13 protein-coding genes and 1 tRNA gene are annotated in these 15,275 nt (G+C 68.9%); 5 read left to right on the top strand and 9 right to left on the bottom strand.

Annotated features, from left to right (window positions below; all coding sequences use genetic code 11):
• Positions 1-68: 68 nt before the first annotated feature.
• Genes thrB through argS form a run of 5 tightly spaced genes read right to left on the bottom strand, consistent with a single transcriptional unit; the run spans position 69 to position 6,509 of the window.
• Positions 69-1,004, bottom strand: coding sequence for a homoserine kinase (gene thrB / locus J2T21_RS18355; protein WP_307583401.1), 936 nt, complete (start codon positions 1,002-1,004; stop codon positions 69-71).
• Positions 1,005-1,039: 35 nt separating this feature from the next.
• Positions 1,040-2,140 (bottom strand): threonine synthase, encoded by a 1,101-nt coding sequence (thrC, locus tag J2T21_RS18350; protein ID WP_307583400.1) that lies wholly within the window; start codon positions 2,138-2,140, stop codon positions 1,040-1,042.
• Complete coding sequence (locus J2T21_RS18345) at positions 2,141-3,427, bottom strand: homoserine dehydrogenase (protein WP_307583399.1); 1,287 nt, start codon at positions 3,425-3,427, stop codon at positions 2,141-2,143.
• Positions 3,428-3,435: 8 nt separating this feature from the next.
• Positions 3,436-4,857, bottom strand: a complete 1,422-nt coding sequence (gene lysA / locus J2T21_RS18340) for a diaminopimelate decarboxylase (RefSeq protein ID WP_307583398.1) — start codon at positions 4,855-4,857, stop codon at positions 3,436-3,438.
• Positions 4,858-4,868: 11 nt separating this feature from the next.
• Positions 4,869-6,509 carry an arginine--tRNA ligase gene (gene argS / locus J2T21_RS18335; protein ID WP_307583396.1) on the bottom strand — a complete coding sequence of 547 codons (1,641 nt, stop codon included), beginning with the start codon at positions 6,507-6,509 and terminating at the stop codon, positions 4,869-4,871.
• 195 nt (positions 6,510-6,704) lie between these two features.
• Here argS and J2T21_RS18330 point away from each other — a divergent pair.
• Positions 6,705-6,777 (top strand) — tRNA-Arg (locus J2T21_RS18330).
• A gap of 154 nt (positions 6,778-6,931) precedes the next feature.
• Here the strand turns inward: J2T21_RS18330 and J2T21_RS18325 are convergent.
• Positions 6,932-7,387: a peptidoglycan-binding domain-containing protein gene (locus J2T21_RS18325; RefSeq protein WP_307583395.1), complete on the bottom strand. Its 456-nt coding sequence runs from the start codon at positions 7,385-7,387 to the stop codon at positions 6,932-6,934.
• 733 nt (positions 7,388-8,120) lie between these two features.
• On the opposite strand from J2T21_RS18325, the gene J2T21_RS18320 reads away from it, so the two are divergent.
• Positions 8,121-8,366 carry a hypothetical protein gene (locus J2T21_RS18320; protein ID WP_307583394.1) on the top strand — a complete coding sequence of 82 codons (246 nt, stop codon included), beginning with the start codon at positions 8,121-8,123 and terminating at the stop codon, positions 8,364-8,366.
• A gap of 193 nt (positions 8,367-8,559) precedes the next feature.
• On the opposite strand, the gene J2T21_RS18315 is transcribed toward J2T21_RS18320, so the two are convergent.
• A complete protein-coding gene (locus J2T21_RS18315; protein WP_307583393.1) occupies positions 8,560-9,237 on the bottom strand; it encodes a response regulator in 678 nt (225 codons plus the stop codon).
• Positions 9,222-10,598: a sensor histidine kinase gene (locus J2T21_RS18310; protein ID WP_307583392.1), complete on the bottom strand. Its 1,377-nt coding sequence runs from the start codon at positions 10,596-10,598 to the stop codon at positions 9,222-9,224. The genes J2T21_RS18315 and J2T21_RS18310 overlap by 16 nt, the downstream gene beginning before the upstream one ends.
• Before the next feature lie 220 nt (positions 10,599-10,818).
• Between J2T21_RS18310 and J2T21_RS18305 the strand changes: the two genes are divergently transcribed.
• Positions 10,819-11,406: a M15 family metallopeptidase gene (locus tag J2T21_RS18305; RefSeq protein WP_307583391.1), complete on the top strand. Its 588-nt coding sequence runs from the start codon at positions 10,819-10,821 to the stop codon at positions 11,404-11,406.
• Here the strand turns inward: J2T21_RS18305 and J2T21_RS18300 are convergent.
• Positions 11,403-11,777 (bottom strand): iron chaperone, encoded by a 375-nt coding sequence (locus tag J2T21_RS18300; RefSeq protein WP_307583390.1) that lies wholly within the window; start codon positions 11,775-11,777, stop codon positions 11,403-11,405. The genes J2T21_RS18305 and J2T21_RS18300 overlap by 4 nt on opposite strands.
• Positions 11,778-11,997: 220 nt before the next feature.
• Here J2T21_RS18300 and J2T21_RS18295 point away from each other — a divergent pair, with 220 nt between their 5' ends.
• On the top strand, positions 11,998-13,464 hold the full coding sequence (locus J2T21_RS18295) for a carboxylesterase/lipase family protein (protein ID WP_307583389.1): 1,467 nt from the start codon (positions 11,998-12,000) through the stop codon (positions 13,462-13,464).
• Between the two features lie 162 nt (positions 13,465-13,626).
• Positions 13,627-15,135: a cardiolipin synthase gene (gene cls / locus J2T21_RS18290; protein WP_307583388.1), complete on the top strand. Its 1,509-nt coding sequence runs from the start codon at positions 13,627-13,629 to the stop codon at positions 15,133-15,135.
• Positions 15,136-15,275: the final 140 nt, after the last annotated feature.

Below are 15,275 nucleotides of genomic sequence, written 5' to 3'. Positions count from 1 at the left end.
GAATTGATGGCTGCACGAAACGCAATGAACCATCCACTGGAATCCGGATGTTTCTTTTCAGGCGGGTGCTAAAGCACTTCTACTCTAACACCCGTTGGCGGTACTGACTCAATCCGGACACGCCAGGTTGCTTCGCCGTGGCTTGCCGCGAACGCGGAAATGGCCGCGGCGGCCTCCTGGGCCTGGGCCTGCCCGGCGCACAGCACCAGCACCGTGGGACCGGCGCCGGAGACCACGGCCGCATGCCCCGCCGCCCGCAGCCGGGCAATCAGCGCGGCGCTGGGCTCCATGGCCGGCGCCCGGAAGCCCTGGTGCAGGAAGTCCTCGGTGCCGACCAGCAGGACCGACGGGTCGTGGGCCAGGGCGTGGATGAGCAGGCCCACCCGTCCCCCGTTGGCCGCGGCCAACCCATGCGGCACGGTCGCCGGGAGCAGCCCGCGTGCCGTGGCGGTGGACAGTTCGACATCGGGAATCGCGATGACCGGGACGATGTCTTCGTGCAGCTTCCCTTGCACCGTGCCGAATCCGTCCTCGGTGCTCCAGGACAGCGTCAGCCCGCCGTAGACCGCCGGGGCTACGTTGTCCGGGTGCCCCTCCCAGCGCGAGGCGGCCTGGAAGACCTCATCCAGTCCGACCTGCGACGCGGCGGGAAGCAGTGCGTTGGCGGCGGCCAGCGCACTGACCATGGCCGCGGCGCTGGATCCCATGCCGCGGCCGTGCGGGATGTTGTTGGTGGCCTCGATGCGCAGGCCGGCCGGCTCGAAGCCGAGTTCCTCCCAGCGCTCCAGGATGGTCCGGGCGATCAGGTGGGATTCGTCGGTGGGCAACGTGTCGGCACCCTCTCCGGTGACTTCCACACTGACGCCGGGTGGGGCAAGGGTGTGCACCACCAGGGTGTCGTACACGCCCAGCGCCAGGCCCAGCACGTCGAATCCGGGCCCCAGGTTCGCGCTCGTGGCCGGCACGTGGACGGCTATTGATTGTCCGGCTTGGATCTGCGCCATCTTGTGCTTGTTTTCCCTACTCTGGAGTGCTCGGCCTAGTCCAGGCCGAGGGCCGAGGCCACCGAGACGACGTCGAAGGCGACCTTGGTCGGGGTGACGGGCGATCCGTCGGCGGTCTTCAGCGCCCAGTCCGGGTCCTTCAGGCCGTGGCCCGTCACCGTGATGACGATCTTCTTGCCCGATGGGACGTTGCCCGCGGCGTGGTGCTTGATGATGCCGGCGACGCCCGCGGCGGAGCCCGGCTCCACGAAGACGCCCTCGCGGCTCGAGAGCCAGCGGTGCGCGGCCAGGATCTCGTCGTCGGTCACCGAGTCGATGATTCCGCCGGATTCGTCGCGGGCCTCTTCGGCCTGCTTCCAGGATGCGGGGTTGCCGATGCGGATGGCGGTGGCGATGGTGTCCGGCTCGGTCACCGGGTGGCCCAGCACGATCGGTGCGGCGCCCGCGGCCTGGAAGCCCCACATGATCGGGGTCTTGGTGGACACCGGTGCGAGTTTCTCGCCGGCGAAGTTGGTGTACTCGGAGGAGTACTCCTTGTAGCCCTTCCAGTACGCGGTGATGTTGCCCGCGTTGCCCACCGGCAGCACGTGATAGTCCGGGGCGTCGCCCAGGAAGTCAACAACTTCGAAGGCGCCGGTCTTCTGGCCCTCGATGCGGGCGGGGTTCACCGAGTTCACCAGGAACACCGGGTAGTTTTCACTCAGCTTGCGGGCGACCTCGAGGCAGTTGTCGAAGTTCCCGTCGATCTGGATGATGTCCGCGCCGTGCGCGATCGCCTGCGACATCTTGCCCATGGAGATCTTGCCGTCCGGGACCAGCACCGCGCACTTGAGCCCGGCCTGGGTGGCGTAGGCCGCGGCGGAGGCGGAGGTGTTGCCGGTGGAGGCGCACACCACGGCCTTGGCGCCGGCGGCGACCGCGGCGGTCATCGCCATGGTCATGCCGCGGTCCTTGAAGGACCCGGTCGGGTTCATGCCCTCGACCTTCAGGTAGACCTCGGAGCCGGTGAGCTCGCTCAGTGCGGGGGCGAAAACCAACGGGGTGCCGCCCTCGCCCAGGGTGATGACCCTGGTGTTTTCGTCAACGGGCAGGCGGTCGGCATATTCGCGGATGACTCCGCGCCACTGGTGGGCCACTTAGTTTCCTTCAACTCGCAGTACAGAGGTTACTTCTTGGACGGCGGCCAGCGCGGAGACGGCGGCCACGGTGGCGGCAAGCGCCGATTCGGTGGAGCGGTGGGTGACGATGCGCAGGTCCGCGACCCCGCCGTTGGCTTCCGGCTTTACGGTCTGGCGCAGCGTCTCGATGGAAACACCGTGCTGGGCAAAGATCGCGGCGATCGCGGCCAGCACACCGGGCTCGTCGGTGACGCGCAGCCCGATCCAGTAGCTGGTGGCGATGTCGGCGAGGTCCATGACCTGCACCTTTTGCTGCGCGGCGATGGCCGGCAACGGGCCGCCGGAGACCACGCGGCGGGCCACCGCGACGGTGTCGCCCAGCACGGCCGAGGCGGTGGGGGCCCCGCCGGCGCCGGCGCCGTAGAACATCAGCTCCCCGGCGTTCTCGGCCTCGACGAAGACCGCGTTGAACGCGCCGTGGACGGCGGCCAGCGGGTGGGTGCGGCGCAGCAGCGTCGGGTGCACGCGCACCCCGATGCCCTTGGCGCCGCGTTCGGCGATGGCCAGCAGCTTGATGACCATGCCGGCATCCTTGGCCGCCGCGACGTCGGCCGCGGTGATCTTGGTGATGCCCTCGCAGTGGACATCCGCGTAGGCGAAGTCGGTGTGGAAGGCCAGCGAGGCGAGGATCGCGGCCTTGGCGGCGGCGTCGTGCCCCTCGACATCGGCGGTCGGGTCGGCCTCGGCGTAGCCCAGGTCCTGGGCTTGGCCCAACACGTCCTCGAACGCGGCACCGGTGGTGTCCATGGCGTCGAGGATGAAGTTGGTGGTGCCGTTGACGATGCCCATCACCTTGGTGATCCGGTCCCCGGAGAGGGAGTCGGAGATCGGGCGCAGGATCGGGATGGCGCCGGCGACGGCGGCCTCGTAGCGCAACTGGGCCCCGGATTCGAAGGCCAGCGCGTTCAGTTCCGCGCCCTGGGCCGCGAGCAGCGCCTTGTTGCCGGTGACCACCGAGGCGCCGCGGGACAGCGCCCGGCGGATCAGCGCACCGGCCGGCTCGAGGCCGCCGAGCAGCTCGATGACGATGTCTGCGCCGTCGACCAGCGCCTCGGCGTCGGTGGTGAACAGGTCCGCCGGGAGTACCACGTCGCGCGTGGCGGCGGTGTTGCGCACGGCAATGCCCGCCAGTTCAAGTTTCGCGCCGGCGCGGTCGGCCAGCACCGCGGCGTCGTCCGTCAGGATGCGGGCAACCTGGGCTCCCACGTTGCCGCAGCCCAGCAGGGCCACCTTCAATGTCTTCACGTTTATTACTATGCTCCCAAGTCGCGGGCCAACAGATCGGCTTCGGTTTCCCTGCGGATGATGGCGCGGGCTGCGCCGTTGCGCACCGCCACCACGGCCGGGCGCCCCAGGTAGTTGTAGTTGCTGGCCAATGCCCAGCAATACGCCCCGGTGCCGGGCACCGCGAGCAGGTCGCCTGCGGCAACATCCTCGGGCAGGTAAACGTCCCGTACGACTATGTCACCGGATTCGCAGTGTTTGCCAACCACGCGGGAAACAATCGGGTCGCTTTCCGTCACACGGGAGGCGAGCACCGCGGTGTAGTCCGCGTCGTAGAGCACCGGGCGGGCGTTGTCGCTCATCCCGCCGTCCACCGAGATGTAGCGGCGCGGCACCAGTGTGCCGTCGGCGGTCTCCACCTGGACACTCTTGCGCACGCCGGCCTCGTAGAGGGTGAAGGTGGAGGAACCGGCGATGGCGCGGCCCGGTTCGATGGAGATCCGCGGGACCGCCAGGCCCAGCTGGGCGGCGGTGCTGCCCACCACCTCGGCCATCGCGGCGGCCAGCACGGCCGGTGTGCTGGGGGTGTCGGCCTCGGTGTAGGCGATGCCGTAGCCGCCGCCCAGATCCAGCTCGGGCAGCTCGACGCCGTGGTCCTTCTTGACCTGTGCCAGGAAGCCGAGCATCTTCTGCGCGGCCAGCGCGAAGCCCTCGGAATCGAAGATCTGCGAGCCGATGTGCGCGTGCAGGCCCAGCAGGTTCAGCTCCGCGTGTCCCAGCGCGAAGCGCACCGCGGCGGCGGCCGGGGATTCCTCGTCGCCCGCCGGGATCATCGAGAGCCCGAACTTCTGGTCCTCGTGGGCGGTGGCGATGAATTCGTGGGTGCTGGCGTGCACACCCGGGGTCAGGCGCAGCATCACGTTGGCGCGCCTGCCGGTTTCCCTGGCCAGGTCCGCGACGCGCTGCAGCTCGTCGAGCGAGTCCACGACGATGCGGCCCAAATCCGCCTCCAGTGCGGTGCGGATCTCGGTGACGGACTTGTTGTTCCCATGCAGCGACAGGTTTGCGGCGGGCACGCCGGCAACCCGGGCCACTGCCATTTCACCGCCGGAGCAGGTGTCCAGGCGCAGGCCCTCGGCGGTGACCCAGCGGGCGACCTCGGTGCTCAAAAACGCCTTGCCGGCGTAGTAGACATCGACCCCGCCGCACAGGTCCTTGAACGCCGCGTCGAAGGCCCGCTTGAAGCCGGCCGCGCGGGCGCGGAAGTCGTCCTCGTCGAGCACGAACAGCGGGGTGCCGAACTCGCGGGCCAGCTCGGCGACGCCGATGCCCTGGACGGCCAGCTCACCGTCCCCGGCCCGGGCCACGCCGGCGGCCCATTCGATGGGGCGCAGCGCGTTGGCGTCCTCGGGGAAGGACAGCCAGGAAGGGGCAAGCTGTGAAACGGCCATGGGAAGGGTCCTTACATCTTTTCCGGTGCGGATACGCCCAGCAGGTCCAGGCCGTTGGCCAGGACCTGGGTGGTGGCGTCGTTGAGCCAGAGGCGGGTGCGGTGGATGGGCTCGACGGTGCCGTCGCCCACGGGGGTCACGCGGCAGGCGGCATACCAGGAGTGGTAGGCGCCGGCGAGCAGCTCGAGGTGGCGGGCCACGCGGTGCGGTTCGCGGTGCGTGGCTGCCTGGGCGACGACCGAGGGGAACTGCCCCAGGGCCGCGAGCAGGTCGTTCTCGGTCTCGTGGGTGAGCAACGTGGCGTCGAAGTCGGTGCGTTCCACGCCCTTCTCCACGGCGTTTCGGCTCGCGGCGCGCGAACGGGCGTGGGCGTACTGGACGTAGAACACCGGGTTGTCGTTGGTGTTCTTCTTGAGCAGTTCGGGGTCGATGGTCATCGGCGAATCGGCCGGGTAGCGGCCCAGCGAGTAGCGCAGCGCGTCGGCGCCGAGCCAGTTGACCAGGTCGCGCAGTTCGATGATGTTGCCGGCGCGCTTGGACAGGCGGGCACCGTTCACGGAGATCAGCTGGCCGATCAGCACCTCGATGTTGACCTTCGGGTCGTCCCCGGCCGCGGCAGCGATGGCCTTGAGGCGGTTGACGTAGCCGTGGTGGTCGGCGCCGAGCAGGTAGATCTTCTCGGTGAAGCCGCGGTCCTTCTTGGACAGGTAGTAGGCGGCGTCGGCGGCGAAGTAGGTCGGCTCCCCGTTGGCGCGGATCAGCACGCGGTCCTTGTCGTCGCCGAAGTCGGTGGTGCGCAGCCAGACCGCCCCGTCGGTGTCGTCGATGTGGCCCTGCTCGCGCAGGCGTGCCACGGCGTCCTCGACCGCTCCGCCGGCGTGCAGTTCCTGCTCGGAGAAGAACACGTCGAACTCGACGCCGAAGTCGTTCAGGGTCTCCTTGATGTCGGCCATCTGCGCCACATAGGCGGCGTGGCGGACGATCGGCAGCGCCGCTTCGGCGGTCAGGTTGCGGATGTCCGGGTGCGCGTCGGCCACCGCGTCGGCGAGTTCCTTGATGTACCCGCCCGGGTAGCCGCCCTCGGGCACCGGCAGCCCGTGCAGGCGGTTGTAGACCGACAGGGCAAAGATGTTCATCTGGTTGCCGGCGTCGTTGATGTAGTACTCGGACGTGACGTTGGCGCCGCTGGCCTTGAGCACGCGGGCGATCGAGTCGCCCAGGGCTGCCCAGCGGGTGTGGCCGATGTGCAGCGGGCCGGTGGGGTTCGCGGAGACGAACTCCATGTTGATCTCGTGGCCGACCAGGGCCTCGTTGGTGCCGTAGGCGGCACCGGCCTCGACGATTGACCGGGCCAGTTCGCCGGCGGCTCCGGCCTCGAGGGTGATGTTCAGGAAGCCCGGTCCGGCAATCTCGACCTTGGCTACCCCGTCGGCATCGGCCAGGCGGGTGGCCAGGACCTGGGCGAAGTCGCGCGGGTTCATGGACGCCTTCTTGCCCAGCTGCAGGGCGATGTTGGTGGCCCAGTCCCCGTGGTCGCGGCTCTTGGGTCGCTCCACTCGCACGCTCTCGGGTACGTCGACGGAAATCTGGCCGGCGGCGACGGCATCGCGGAGGCAAGCGGAAATGGCTGTGGAGAGTTCTTCAGGAGTCACCACTCAAGGATAACCGGGCCCGCGGGCCGCTGCCGCCGATGTGACGGAGCGACGTCGCACACATCAGGGGCGCTTTTGGGCACCGCCGGAGTGCGGCGCGGGTCCCGATTTGTCATTCCCCGCTTGACACCTGCTAAGCTCGTCTACGTTCCCAGCCGGAATTCGTTTTGCGGGCACGTATCGCACTCCGGCATTGCCCTCGTAGCTCAGGGGATAGAGCGTCCGCCTCCGGAGCGGAAGGTCGAAGGTTCGAATCCTTTCGAGGGCACCGATGAAAAGCTCCCGTTTGCCAGGCCAGCCTGGCGGACGGGAGCTTTTTTCATGCCCGCAGCCCGGGCCCGCAAGGGGTGCCTTGACCTGGCCCGGGTTAAACCCCATACGCCGGGCAGTACCCGGATGATTATCGAATTCCGAGCCGGCCGTCAGCCGGCCAGCATTCCACTGACCAGTGCCCGCCAGGTAATCGGTCCCACAATGCCATCCACCACCAACTCCAGGGCCGACTGGAAGCCGCGCACCGCCCCGTCCGTCTTGGGTCCGAAAATGCCGTCGATCTTCAGTCCCTTGTTCGGATCACCTGAGAGATTGCGGAACTGGAATTCCTCCTGCACCCCCTTGACGGCATCTCCGGTGCTGCTCTGCCGGACGGTGACCACTACCGCCGGCCATGTCTTGGGGCCCACGATCCCGTCCACATACAGTCCCTTGCTGCCCTGGAACGCCCGCACAGCGGCGTCGGTGATGGGACCGAAGTCTCCATCCACCAGCAGCGGGTGCCCGTGTTGGCGCAGCAGCCACTGCAGGGTCCGCACCGGATGGGCGGTATCCCCTTTTCGGGTGGTCGGCCATGGGCTGATGGTCTCTGTCGGTGTTGTCATGACTGGGCCTCTCTTCCCCCGGTGCCCGGGACGGGCAGCTGGTTCACGCCACGCTAGACCAGCGGCGGGCCCGGGTCAACGTCTTAACAGTTGGGCTGCGCCTGCGATAAAGAGATCGATCCGGCTTACCCGAGGATGAACCAGTGAATGACTGAAAATACTCCGGAACACCGGAAAGGCCAGTGGCTGGATTGCCCCGTCAGCATGCGCCGGGGGACTTGGGTGCCTGGGCAGGTGAACAATGTCGAAATACCCCGGATCCTGGAAGAGGCGCGGATCCACCCCTTCGGTCCGCCGGCATCCCCCGCGGGCAGATATCGCAGGTAGCCCTTGAACAGCAGCACACCACCGCTGCCCAGGAAGCGGCTTGAACCGATGTCCACGACAACGAGACAACACCAGAAACACGCGCCGCCACACGGGTATTCCTATCTGAGGCAAGACGAATCGGACAGATCTGGCCACAACCCCGGATCGCAGGACCACGAGTTCGCCGCGTCCCAATTGCCGATCAGCTACCTGCTGGGCACCGGTGTGGCGCCGACGTATCCTCTTCCTTTCGGAATGGGTTCCCGCGAACCAGCTACTTCTGTCTGTTCGGCTCGGGACGGAGAGCCAAATGCTTCAAGACTACTGCCATGGAAACCAGTCGCGGAAAGGCTCCCTTCCCGTATCGCGGCAATGGCATGCCATCGGCTAGATTAGAGGAAAAGCTCCTCGAGGGGAAGCAATTGTGATCCTGACTAAGACCGATGTCGGGCATTGGCTCGACTCGGTCGCGCCCGGCATCGGTCTGACGGTGCTGTCCAGGCAAGCCGGTTTCTCCCGGATCCGCATCATCCAGCAACTGGCCGGTGACAGGGTCCAAGCCGAGACGATCATCAAGGTCGCCCGCGTCCTGGACCTCAACCCCCTCGAGCAGCTGCGCTCGTTCAAGGGCCACGAAGATCTCGAAAATGCGGGCCGCAGGTTAAATTGAGCGGCCCCCGTGGTGACGGCGAATCTCCACGGGGGCCTAACCGCCGCTCCTTTGAGAAAAGGTGCATTGGCTACGGATGAGACTACAGCCAATGGTGCCGCGGCCACCAATTGACACCACGTGTCTTGCCCCACAGGCCGCGGGGGACGCATGCGCAAAGCGGGCCGGACGCCCGTCGGGAACGCGCACGGTGCTAGCGGCCGATGCCGTTCTCGTAGGAGTACACCACGATCTGCACCCTGTCGCGCAGCGCGAGCTTGCGCAGGATCGCCCCGATGTGGGTCTTGACCGTGGATTCGCCCAGGAACAGCCGCCCGGAGATCTCCTGGTTGGTCAGCCCCAGCGCGACGGCGTTGAAGACCTCCCGTTCCCGCTCGGTCAGTTCCAGGTACGGCACCGGGATCTCGGGCACCGGTTCCGGTTCGTCGCGCAGCAGCGCGGCCAGGGACTGCGGGGCGATCACGGCTGAACCGCCGTGCACCGCACGGATCGATTCGCAGACGAACTCCGGGGTGCTGTCCTTGAGCAGGAACCCGCTGGCGCCGTGGCGGACGGCGGTGGCGGCGTGCTCGTCCCAGTCGAAGGTGGTCAGCATGATGACCTTCGGCACCGTGGCGAAGCGCCCGGATACATCCTCGAAGATCCTGCGGGTGGCCTCGACCCCGTCCATGGGCGACATCTGCACGTCCATCAGCACCACGTCCGGGCCGTGGGCGGCGATCTCCCCCAGCGCCTCGGTGCCGTTGGCGGCCTGAGCCACCACGGCCATGTCGGGCTGGGCGCCGATGATCACGGCCAGGCCGGAGCGGAAGAGCTGCTGGTCATCGACCAGGGCCACGCGGATCTTGGGGAGGGTCAACGGCTCATCCATTCGGTGTTGATCGGGAAGGTCGCGGCAATCGTGAACAGGTCGGGGGCGCCGGCCACCCCGACCTCGGAGTCGATGCTCAGGGTTCCCGAGAGGCTGGCCAGGCGCTGGCGCATGCCCGCGATCCCGGTCCCGGTGCGCGCCGAGGCGGCGGGGGACTCAAAGTAGTTTGTCACGCTCAGCGTGTAGCTGGTGGCACCCCAGTAGTGCCGCACGTAGATCGGGGTGGTGGAGCAGCCGTGGTGCAGCGCGTTGGCGAGCATCTCCTGGATGATCCGCCGGGTGGCCGGAACGATGTCCGCCGGCAGCGGCACCGGCTCCCCGAGGGTTTCCTCGCTGACCTCGTACCCGGTGCCGCGCACGTTCTGGAGGATGGCGGAGATCTCCGAGGTCCGCGGGGGCAGCAGCCCCATTTGCGCGGTCGCCAGCGCCAGGCTGCGCGCCACCGGGTGCCCGGGGCCCGCGGCCGCCGCCCTGGAATCGGCCGGCGGTGTTTGCGTCGGCCGGGTGTCCGCGGGCCTGGTTTCGGCGGTTTGCGAGAGCACCTGGCGCACCTCGCCCAGGGAGCGGCGGGCCGCGTCGGCAATCGTGCCGGTGGTCTCGCGGATGCGGGCGACATCGTCGTCCGGGATGAAGCGGATCGAGTCGGCCTGCGCGATGATCACGGCCAGCGAGTGCCCCACCACGTCGTGCACGTCGCGGGCCAGCGCCGCGTTCTCGGCCCGCAGCCGGGCGAGCTCCAGCGCGCTGTCGGCCTCCTCCCGGGCCCGGGCGGAGCCGCGCTCGGCGGATTGCTTGCCGGCGAACAGCCGCACCAGCAATCCCAGCAGCCACGGCAGTGTCATCACCGAGGCGACCACCACGAAGATCGCGACCAGCTGGTTGCGCTCGGGCCAGGCATTGGAGTCCATGGCGGCGAAGAGCGGCCCGGAGACCCAGGAGCCGACGCGCGCGATGTACAAGGTGCCCAGCACCGAGCCCACCGCGATCGAGGCCCCGGCCATGAAGACCCAGAGCCGGGTGCCGAAGCGGGCCACCATCCCCACCACGTACAGCGCGGCCAGCTGGGCCAGGTCGACGTCGAATCCGCCGAGCATCTGCAGCAGCGTCCCCACCCAGATGAGGGACAGCGCCACCCCGGGCAGCACCCGCGCACAGCCGATGGCCACGGCGGCGGCCAGCACGAAGAGCGCGGTGTCAGCCAGCTGGCTGCCCGAGATCCGGGCCATGAAGAGGAATTCGTGGCAGAGCACCACCAGGGCCAGGAACATGAACGCCGCCGTGACATCGGAGCGCCATCCCCACCGCCCGCGCCAGCGGACCGGTTCGATGTCCCGCGCCCGCGCCTGAACCGGCGAGCTCACCGGGCGCCCTCCGGCCCGATCGCGGGGCGGGCTCGTGCCGGGGCAGCTGCCGCCGAACGACGGGAAACGCAATTGTGCATGCCCACTACGTTAGACGTCCCCGCGCGGCCGCGGGTCACCCGCAGGTACCGCACGGCTCAGACGCAGGTACCGCATCGCCGGGACGGGATTCGGCCCGCGGCCCGATGCGCACGGCGCCGGATCCGCGAAGACTGGAACCATGATGAGTTTTCCCTCCCAACTCCCGCCCTCGCCGATGGCCCGGGCCATGCGCCTGGCCGCCGTGCTCACCGCGCTGGCCATGCTCACCGCTTCTGTCCTCGGGATCGCCTATGCACTGAAGCCCTTCGCGGAGCCGGAAGCGGAGGCGGGGTTCCCGGCCGGGTCCGTGCTGCGGCCGGCTGCCGCATCCGCGGAGGGCACAGGCCTCGGGGCCACGTACGGCAACGGCAAGATCCCGCTCGATGAGCTGGTGCGCATCGGGCCGGGCCGATACCTGGCGTCGGAGGCCGCGGCCGCGTTCACCGAGCTGGCCGTGGGGCTGCGCCGGGCCGGGCACGAGGTGCAGGTGAATTCGGCCTACCGGAGCCTGGCCGACCAGGAAGGCCTCATCAAGCGCTACGGGCTGCTCTCCGAGGGCGGCACGGCGGCCGCGGTGGGAACCAGCGAGCACGGGCTGGGCATCAGCGTGGACATGACGCTTTCCGGGGAGGCGCTGCGCTGGATGGAGTCGCATGCCGCACGCCACGGGTTCGGCAGCACCGTGGCCGGCGAACCCTGGCACTGGACCTACGTGGGGGCGCGCTAGGACATCCACAACACCCCGTGCTCCAGGTACTCTTCGGCCCGCGCGGCGGCGACGCGCCTGATGAGCCCGATCGGCAGCGGCGCATCGTGCGGCAGCTGGATCGAGCCCTTGCCCGTCCGGTGGCCGGCCAGTTCTCCGGCGAGCGCCTCGCGGGAACTCGGCGTGGTGTACAGGTTGATGTGCTTGGCGAACACGGCGTAGGAGACCAGGATGGTGCCGTCGACGAAGGCCGGCTGCCCCCACTTGATCTGCACCTGCGCCCGCGGCAGCGCCTGGACCAGGGTCCGGTGCAGCTGCCTGGCCCTGGGGCGAAGTTCGGCCGGGACGTTCGCGAAGTACTCCTCGGTCGTGGCGCCCCTGATCCTGGCCATGGTGCTCCTTGCGGCGTTGGCTGCGGCGTTGCCTGCGGCGGAAGGGCCCCGGCGGCCCTCGACCGGGCTACCCCCGGGCAAGGCCCGCCTGCCCCTGGCACCCATTGTGCCCCATGGCCGGGGCGGGTGCCGGGGCACCGGAACACCCCCCTGCCATTGGAGCCGTCGCGCCGCTAATCTGGATTCATGGCGGTGGTGGCGCAAGAACAAGGTGGAATCCATGGGTGTCGGCAATGATCCGCACGGAGTCTCGCTGATCCGTGCCACGCCCAGCGGCCCGGTGGAGGGAATGCTGGTCGGCGGCGTGCAGCGGTTTTTGGGCATCCCCTATGCCGCGGCGCCCGTCGGGAAGAACCGCTTCGCCCTTCCCACGCTGCCGGAGCCGTGGACCGGCCCCCTGCCCGCGACCGCCCACGGACCCACCGCCTGGCAACTCCCGTATGCCGGGGCCCTGGGACGGCTGCTGCCCACGAAGGGGATTCCCGGGGACGGGTGCCTGAACGTGGACGTGTACGCCCCGGACAAGCATTCCCCGGCGCTGCGCCCGGTGCTGGTGTGGATCCACGGCGGGGCGCTGCAGCACGGATCCAACTCCCTGGAGGGCTATGACGGCACGGCCTTCGCGCGCGACGCGGTGGTCTTCGTCGCGGCCAACTACCGGCTGGGCGCCGAGGGGTTCTCGGTGCTGGAGGATGCCCCGCTGAACCTGGGGCTGGCCGATGTCATGGCCGCGCTGGAGTGGGTCAAGGCCAACATCGCCTCCTTCGGCGGGGACCCGGGACAGGTCACCGTCATGGGGCATTCGGCCGGCGGCTCCCTGGTGGCCGCGCTGCTGGCCCACCCGCATGCGGCGTCGCTGGTCTCCCGGGCCATCATCCAAAGTGCCCCGTTGCCGGCGCAGCCGGTGAACCGGGCCCGGCGGATGACGCAGAAGATCGCCACCGACCTGGGCATCGGGGCAACCCGCGAGGAATTCGCTGCCCGCACCCCCGCCGAGCTGCTGGCCTCCCTCCAGCGGGTGGCCACCGGGGCCGGCCCGCTGGAGGGCGGGTTCTCCTACACGCTGGCGATCGATGGGCAGCTGGTCCCCGAGGACCCGTTGGAGGCGCTGGTCGCCGGCGCCGGGAAACAGATCCCGCTGCTGGTCGGCACCACCTCCGAGGAGGCCCGGCTGTGGCTGGTGCCCTCGGGCCGGGCCGAAAAGATCACCAAGGTCCACCTGGCGCTGGCCCGGCGCAAGGCCGGGATCCCGCATGCGGCGCAAAAGCTCTTCGCGCACAACCGCCCCGGTGCCGGCCCGGGCGAGCTGCTCGGTGCGCTGGCCACCGACAAGCTCCTGCGGGTGCCGATGTACAGGCTGGCCGATGCCCGGCACTACGCCGGGGCGCAGACCCAGGTGTACGAGTTTGCGTGGCACAGCCCCGTGGAGGAACTGGGTGCGGCGCACGGCACCGAGTTGCCCTTCGTCTTTGACAACCTGGCCACGGCCGATGCCATCGGGCTGGTGGGCAATTCGGCACCGCAGGCGCTGGCCAGCGCCATGCACGAGGCCTGGGTGTGCTTTGCCACGATGGGGATCGCCGAGTGGCCGACCTGGGACATGCGCCGCCCGGTGAAGATCTTCAACGGGTTGGACAACAAGGTGGTTCTCTCCCCGCGCGAGGACGAGGCCGAGTCCCTGGGCTGAGTCCCCGGACCGGGCCGCCGGCGCCCTCCCCCGCGGCATCCGGTGGCAACGCGCCGGCGGCTCCGGGGCCGGGTGAACACCGCGGGAACCGCCGATCCGCTAGCGTACCTAGTGGAACGCGTTGGTTCGGACGATCGGTCCGGCTTCGGGAAAGTTGCATACATGTTTACAAGTGCCTGGTGGTGGGCGAGTGCGCTGGTGGTCGTCGATTTGGCCATTCGCGTCCTGGCGATCATCTTCGTGCCGCGGAACCGGCGTCCGACCTCCGGGATGGCGTGGCTGCTGGCGATCTTCCTGATCCCCTACTTCGGGGTCATCGCCTTCCTGCTGATCGGCTCCCCCAAGCTGCCGCGCAAGCGCCGCGAGGTGCAGGAGGAGATCAACACGTTCATGCGCGCCGTCAGCGCGGAGGAGCGCCTCGAGGACACCCATGGAAACAACCCCGCGTGGTTCAACTCGCTGGTCCGGATGAACGCCGTGTACGGGGGCCTGCCGCTGCTGGCGGGTAATTCCGGGACGCTGCTGGGCGACTACGAACAGACCATCGCCGCAATGGCCGACGCCGTGGACTCCGCCACCGGGTACGTGCACGTGCAGTTCTACATCCTGGGCGTCGATGCGACCACCGCCGGCTTCTTCGACGCGCTGGAGCGGGCCATCGCGCGCGGGGTGACGGTGAACGTGATGCTCGACCACTGGGCCTCGCGCGGCAAGAGGGACTATGCGGCCACCAAGGCCCGGCTGGATGCAATGGGCGCGAACTGGACGTTGATGCTCCCGCTGCAGCCGCTGAAGGGCAAGTTCCAGCGCCCCGACCTGCGCAACCACCGCAAGATCCTGGTCATCGACGGCACCGTGGGCTATATGGGCTCGTTGAACATGATCTCCCGGGACTACAACGTGAAGAAGAACATCAGGCGCGGGCTGAAGTGGAAGGAACTGGTCGTGGAGCTGCGCGGCCCGGGCGTCTCGACCCTGGACGCGGTGTTCATCTCCGACTGGTACTCCGAGACCGGCGAGGTCATCCTCCAGGGCGTGCGCCGGGCCGAGCTGGTCTCCGGCGGCGAAAGCCTCTCGCGGCTGGGCAGCGCACTGGTCGACCACCGTGCCGATGCCGGGACCATGCTCATCCAGGTGGTGCCCTCGGGCCCGGGGTTCGAGCGCGAGAACAACCTGCGGCTCTTCCTGGGTCTGATCCACGCGGCCCAGCAGCGCATCGTGATCACCTCCCCGTACTTCGTGCCCGACGAGTCGCTGCTGTATGCGATCAGCTCCGCGGTGGCGCGCGGGGTGCCGGTGGACTTGTTCGTCTCGGAGATCGGCGACCAGGCGCTGGTCCACCACGCGCAACGGTCCTACTACGAGCAGCTGCTGCGCGCCGGGGTGCGCATCTTCCTCTATCCCGCCCCGTACATCCTGCACGCCAAGCACTTCACCATCGACGACGAGGTGGCGATGATCGGATCCAGCAACATGGACATGCGGTCCTTCAGCCTGAACATGGAGGTCTCGATGCTGGTGCGCGATGCCGGATTCGTGGCGCGGCTGCGCGCGGTCGAGGACGAGTACCGCGAGGTCAGCCGGATGCTGACGCTTGAGGAATGGATGCGCCAGCCGCTGCGCTCCACGGTGCTGGACAACCTGGCCCGGCTCACCTCCGCCTTGCAGTAGCCCCGGGGCCCAGCCTCCTGCCTGAACTGCCGGGGAGCCGGCAGCGGGGGGGGGGGGGGCCCCCAGCCCCCCCCGGCCGCCGCCCCGGGGGGGGGGGTGGGGGGGTGGCCGGCGCGACCAAGACGCCCCACCCCCCCACC

Source organism: Paeniglutamicibacter psychrophenolicus (genome assembly GCF_030812255.1).
Classification (GTDB): domain Bacteria; phylum Actinomycetota; class Actinomycetes; order Actinomycetales; family Micrococcaceae; genus Paeniglutamicibacter; species Paeniglutamicibacter psychrophenolicus_A.
Note: the sequence above shows the minus strand (reverse complement) of the source record. Positions and strands in the feature narration are given on the sequence as shown.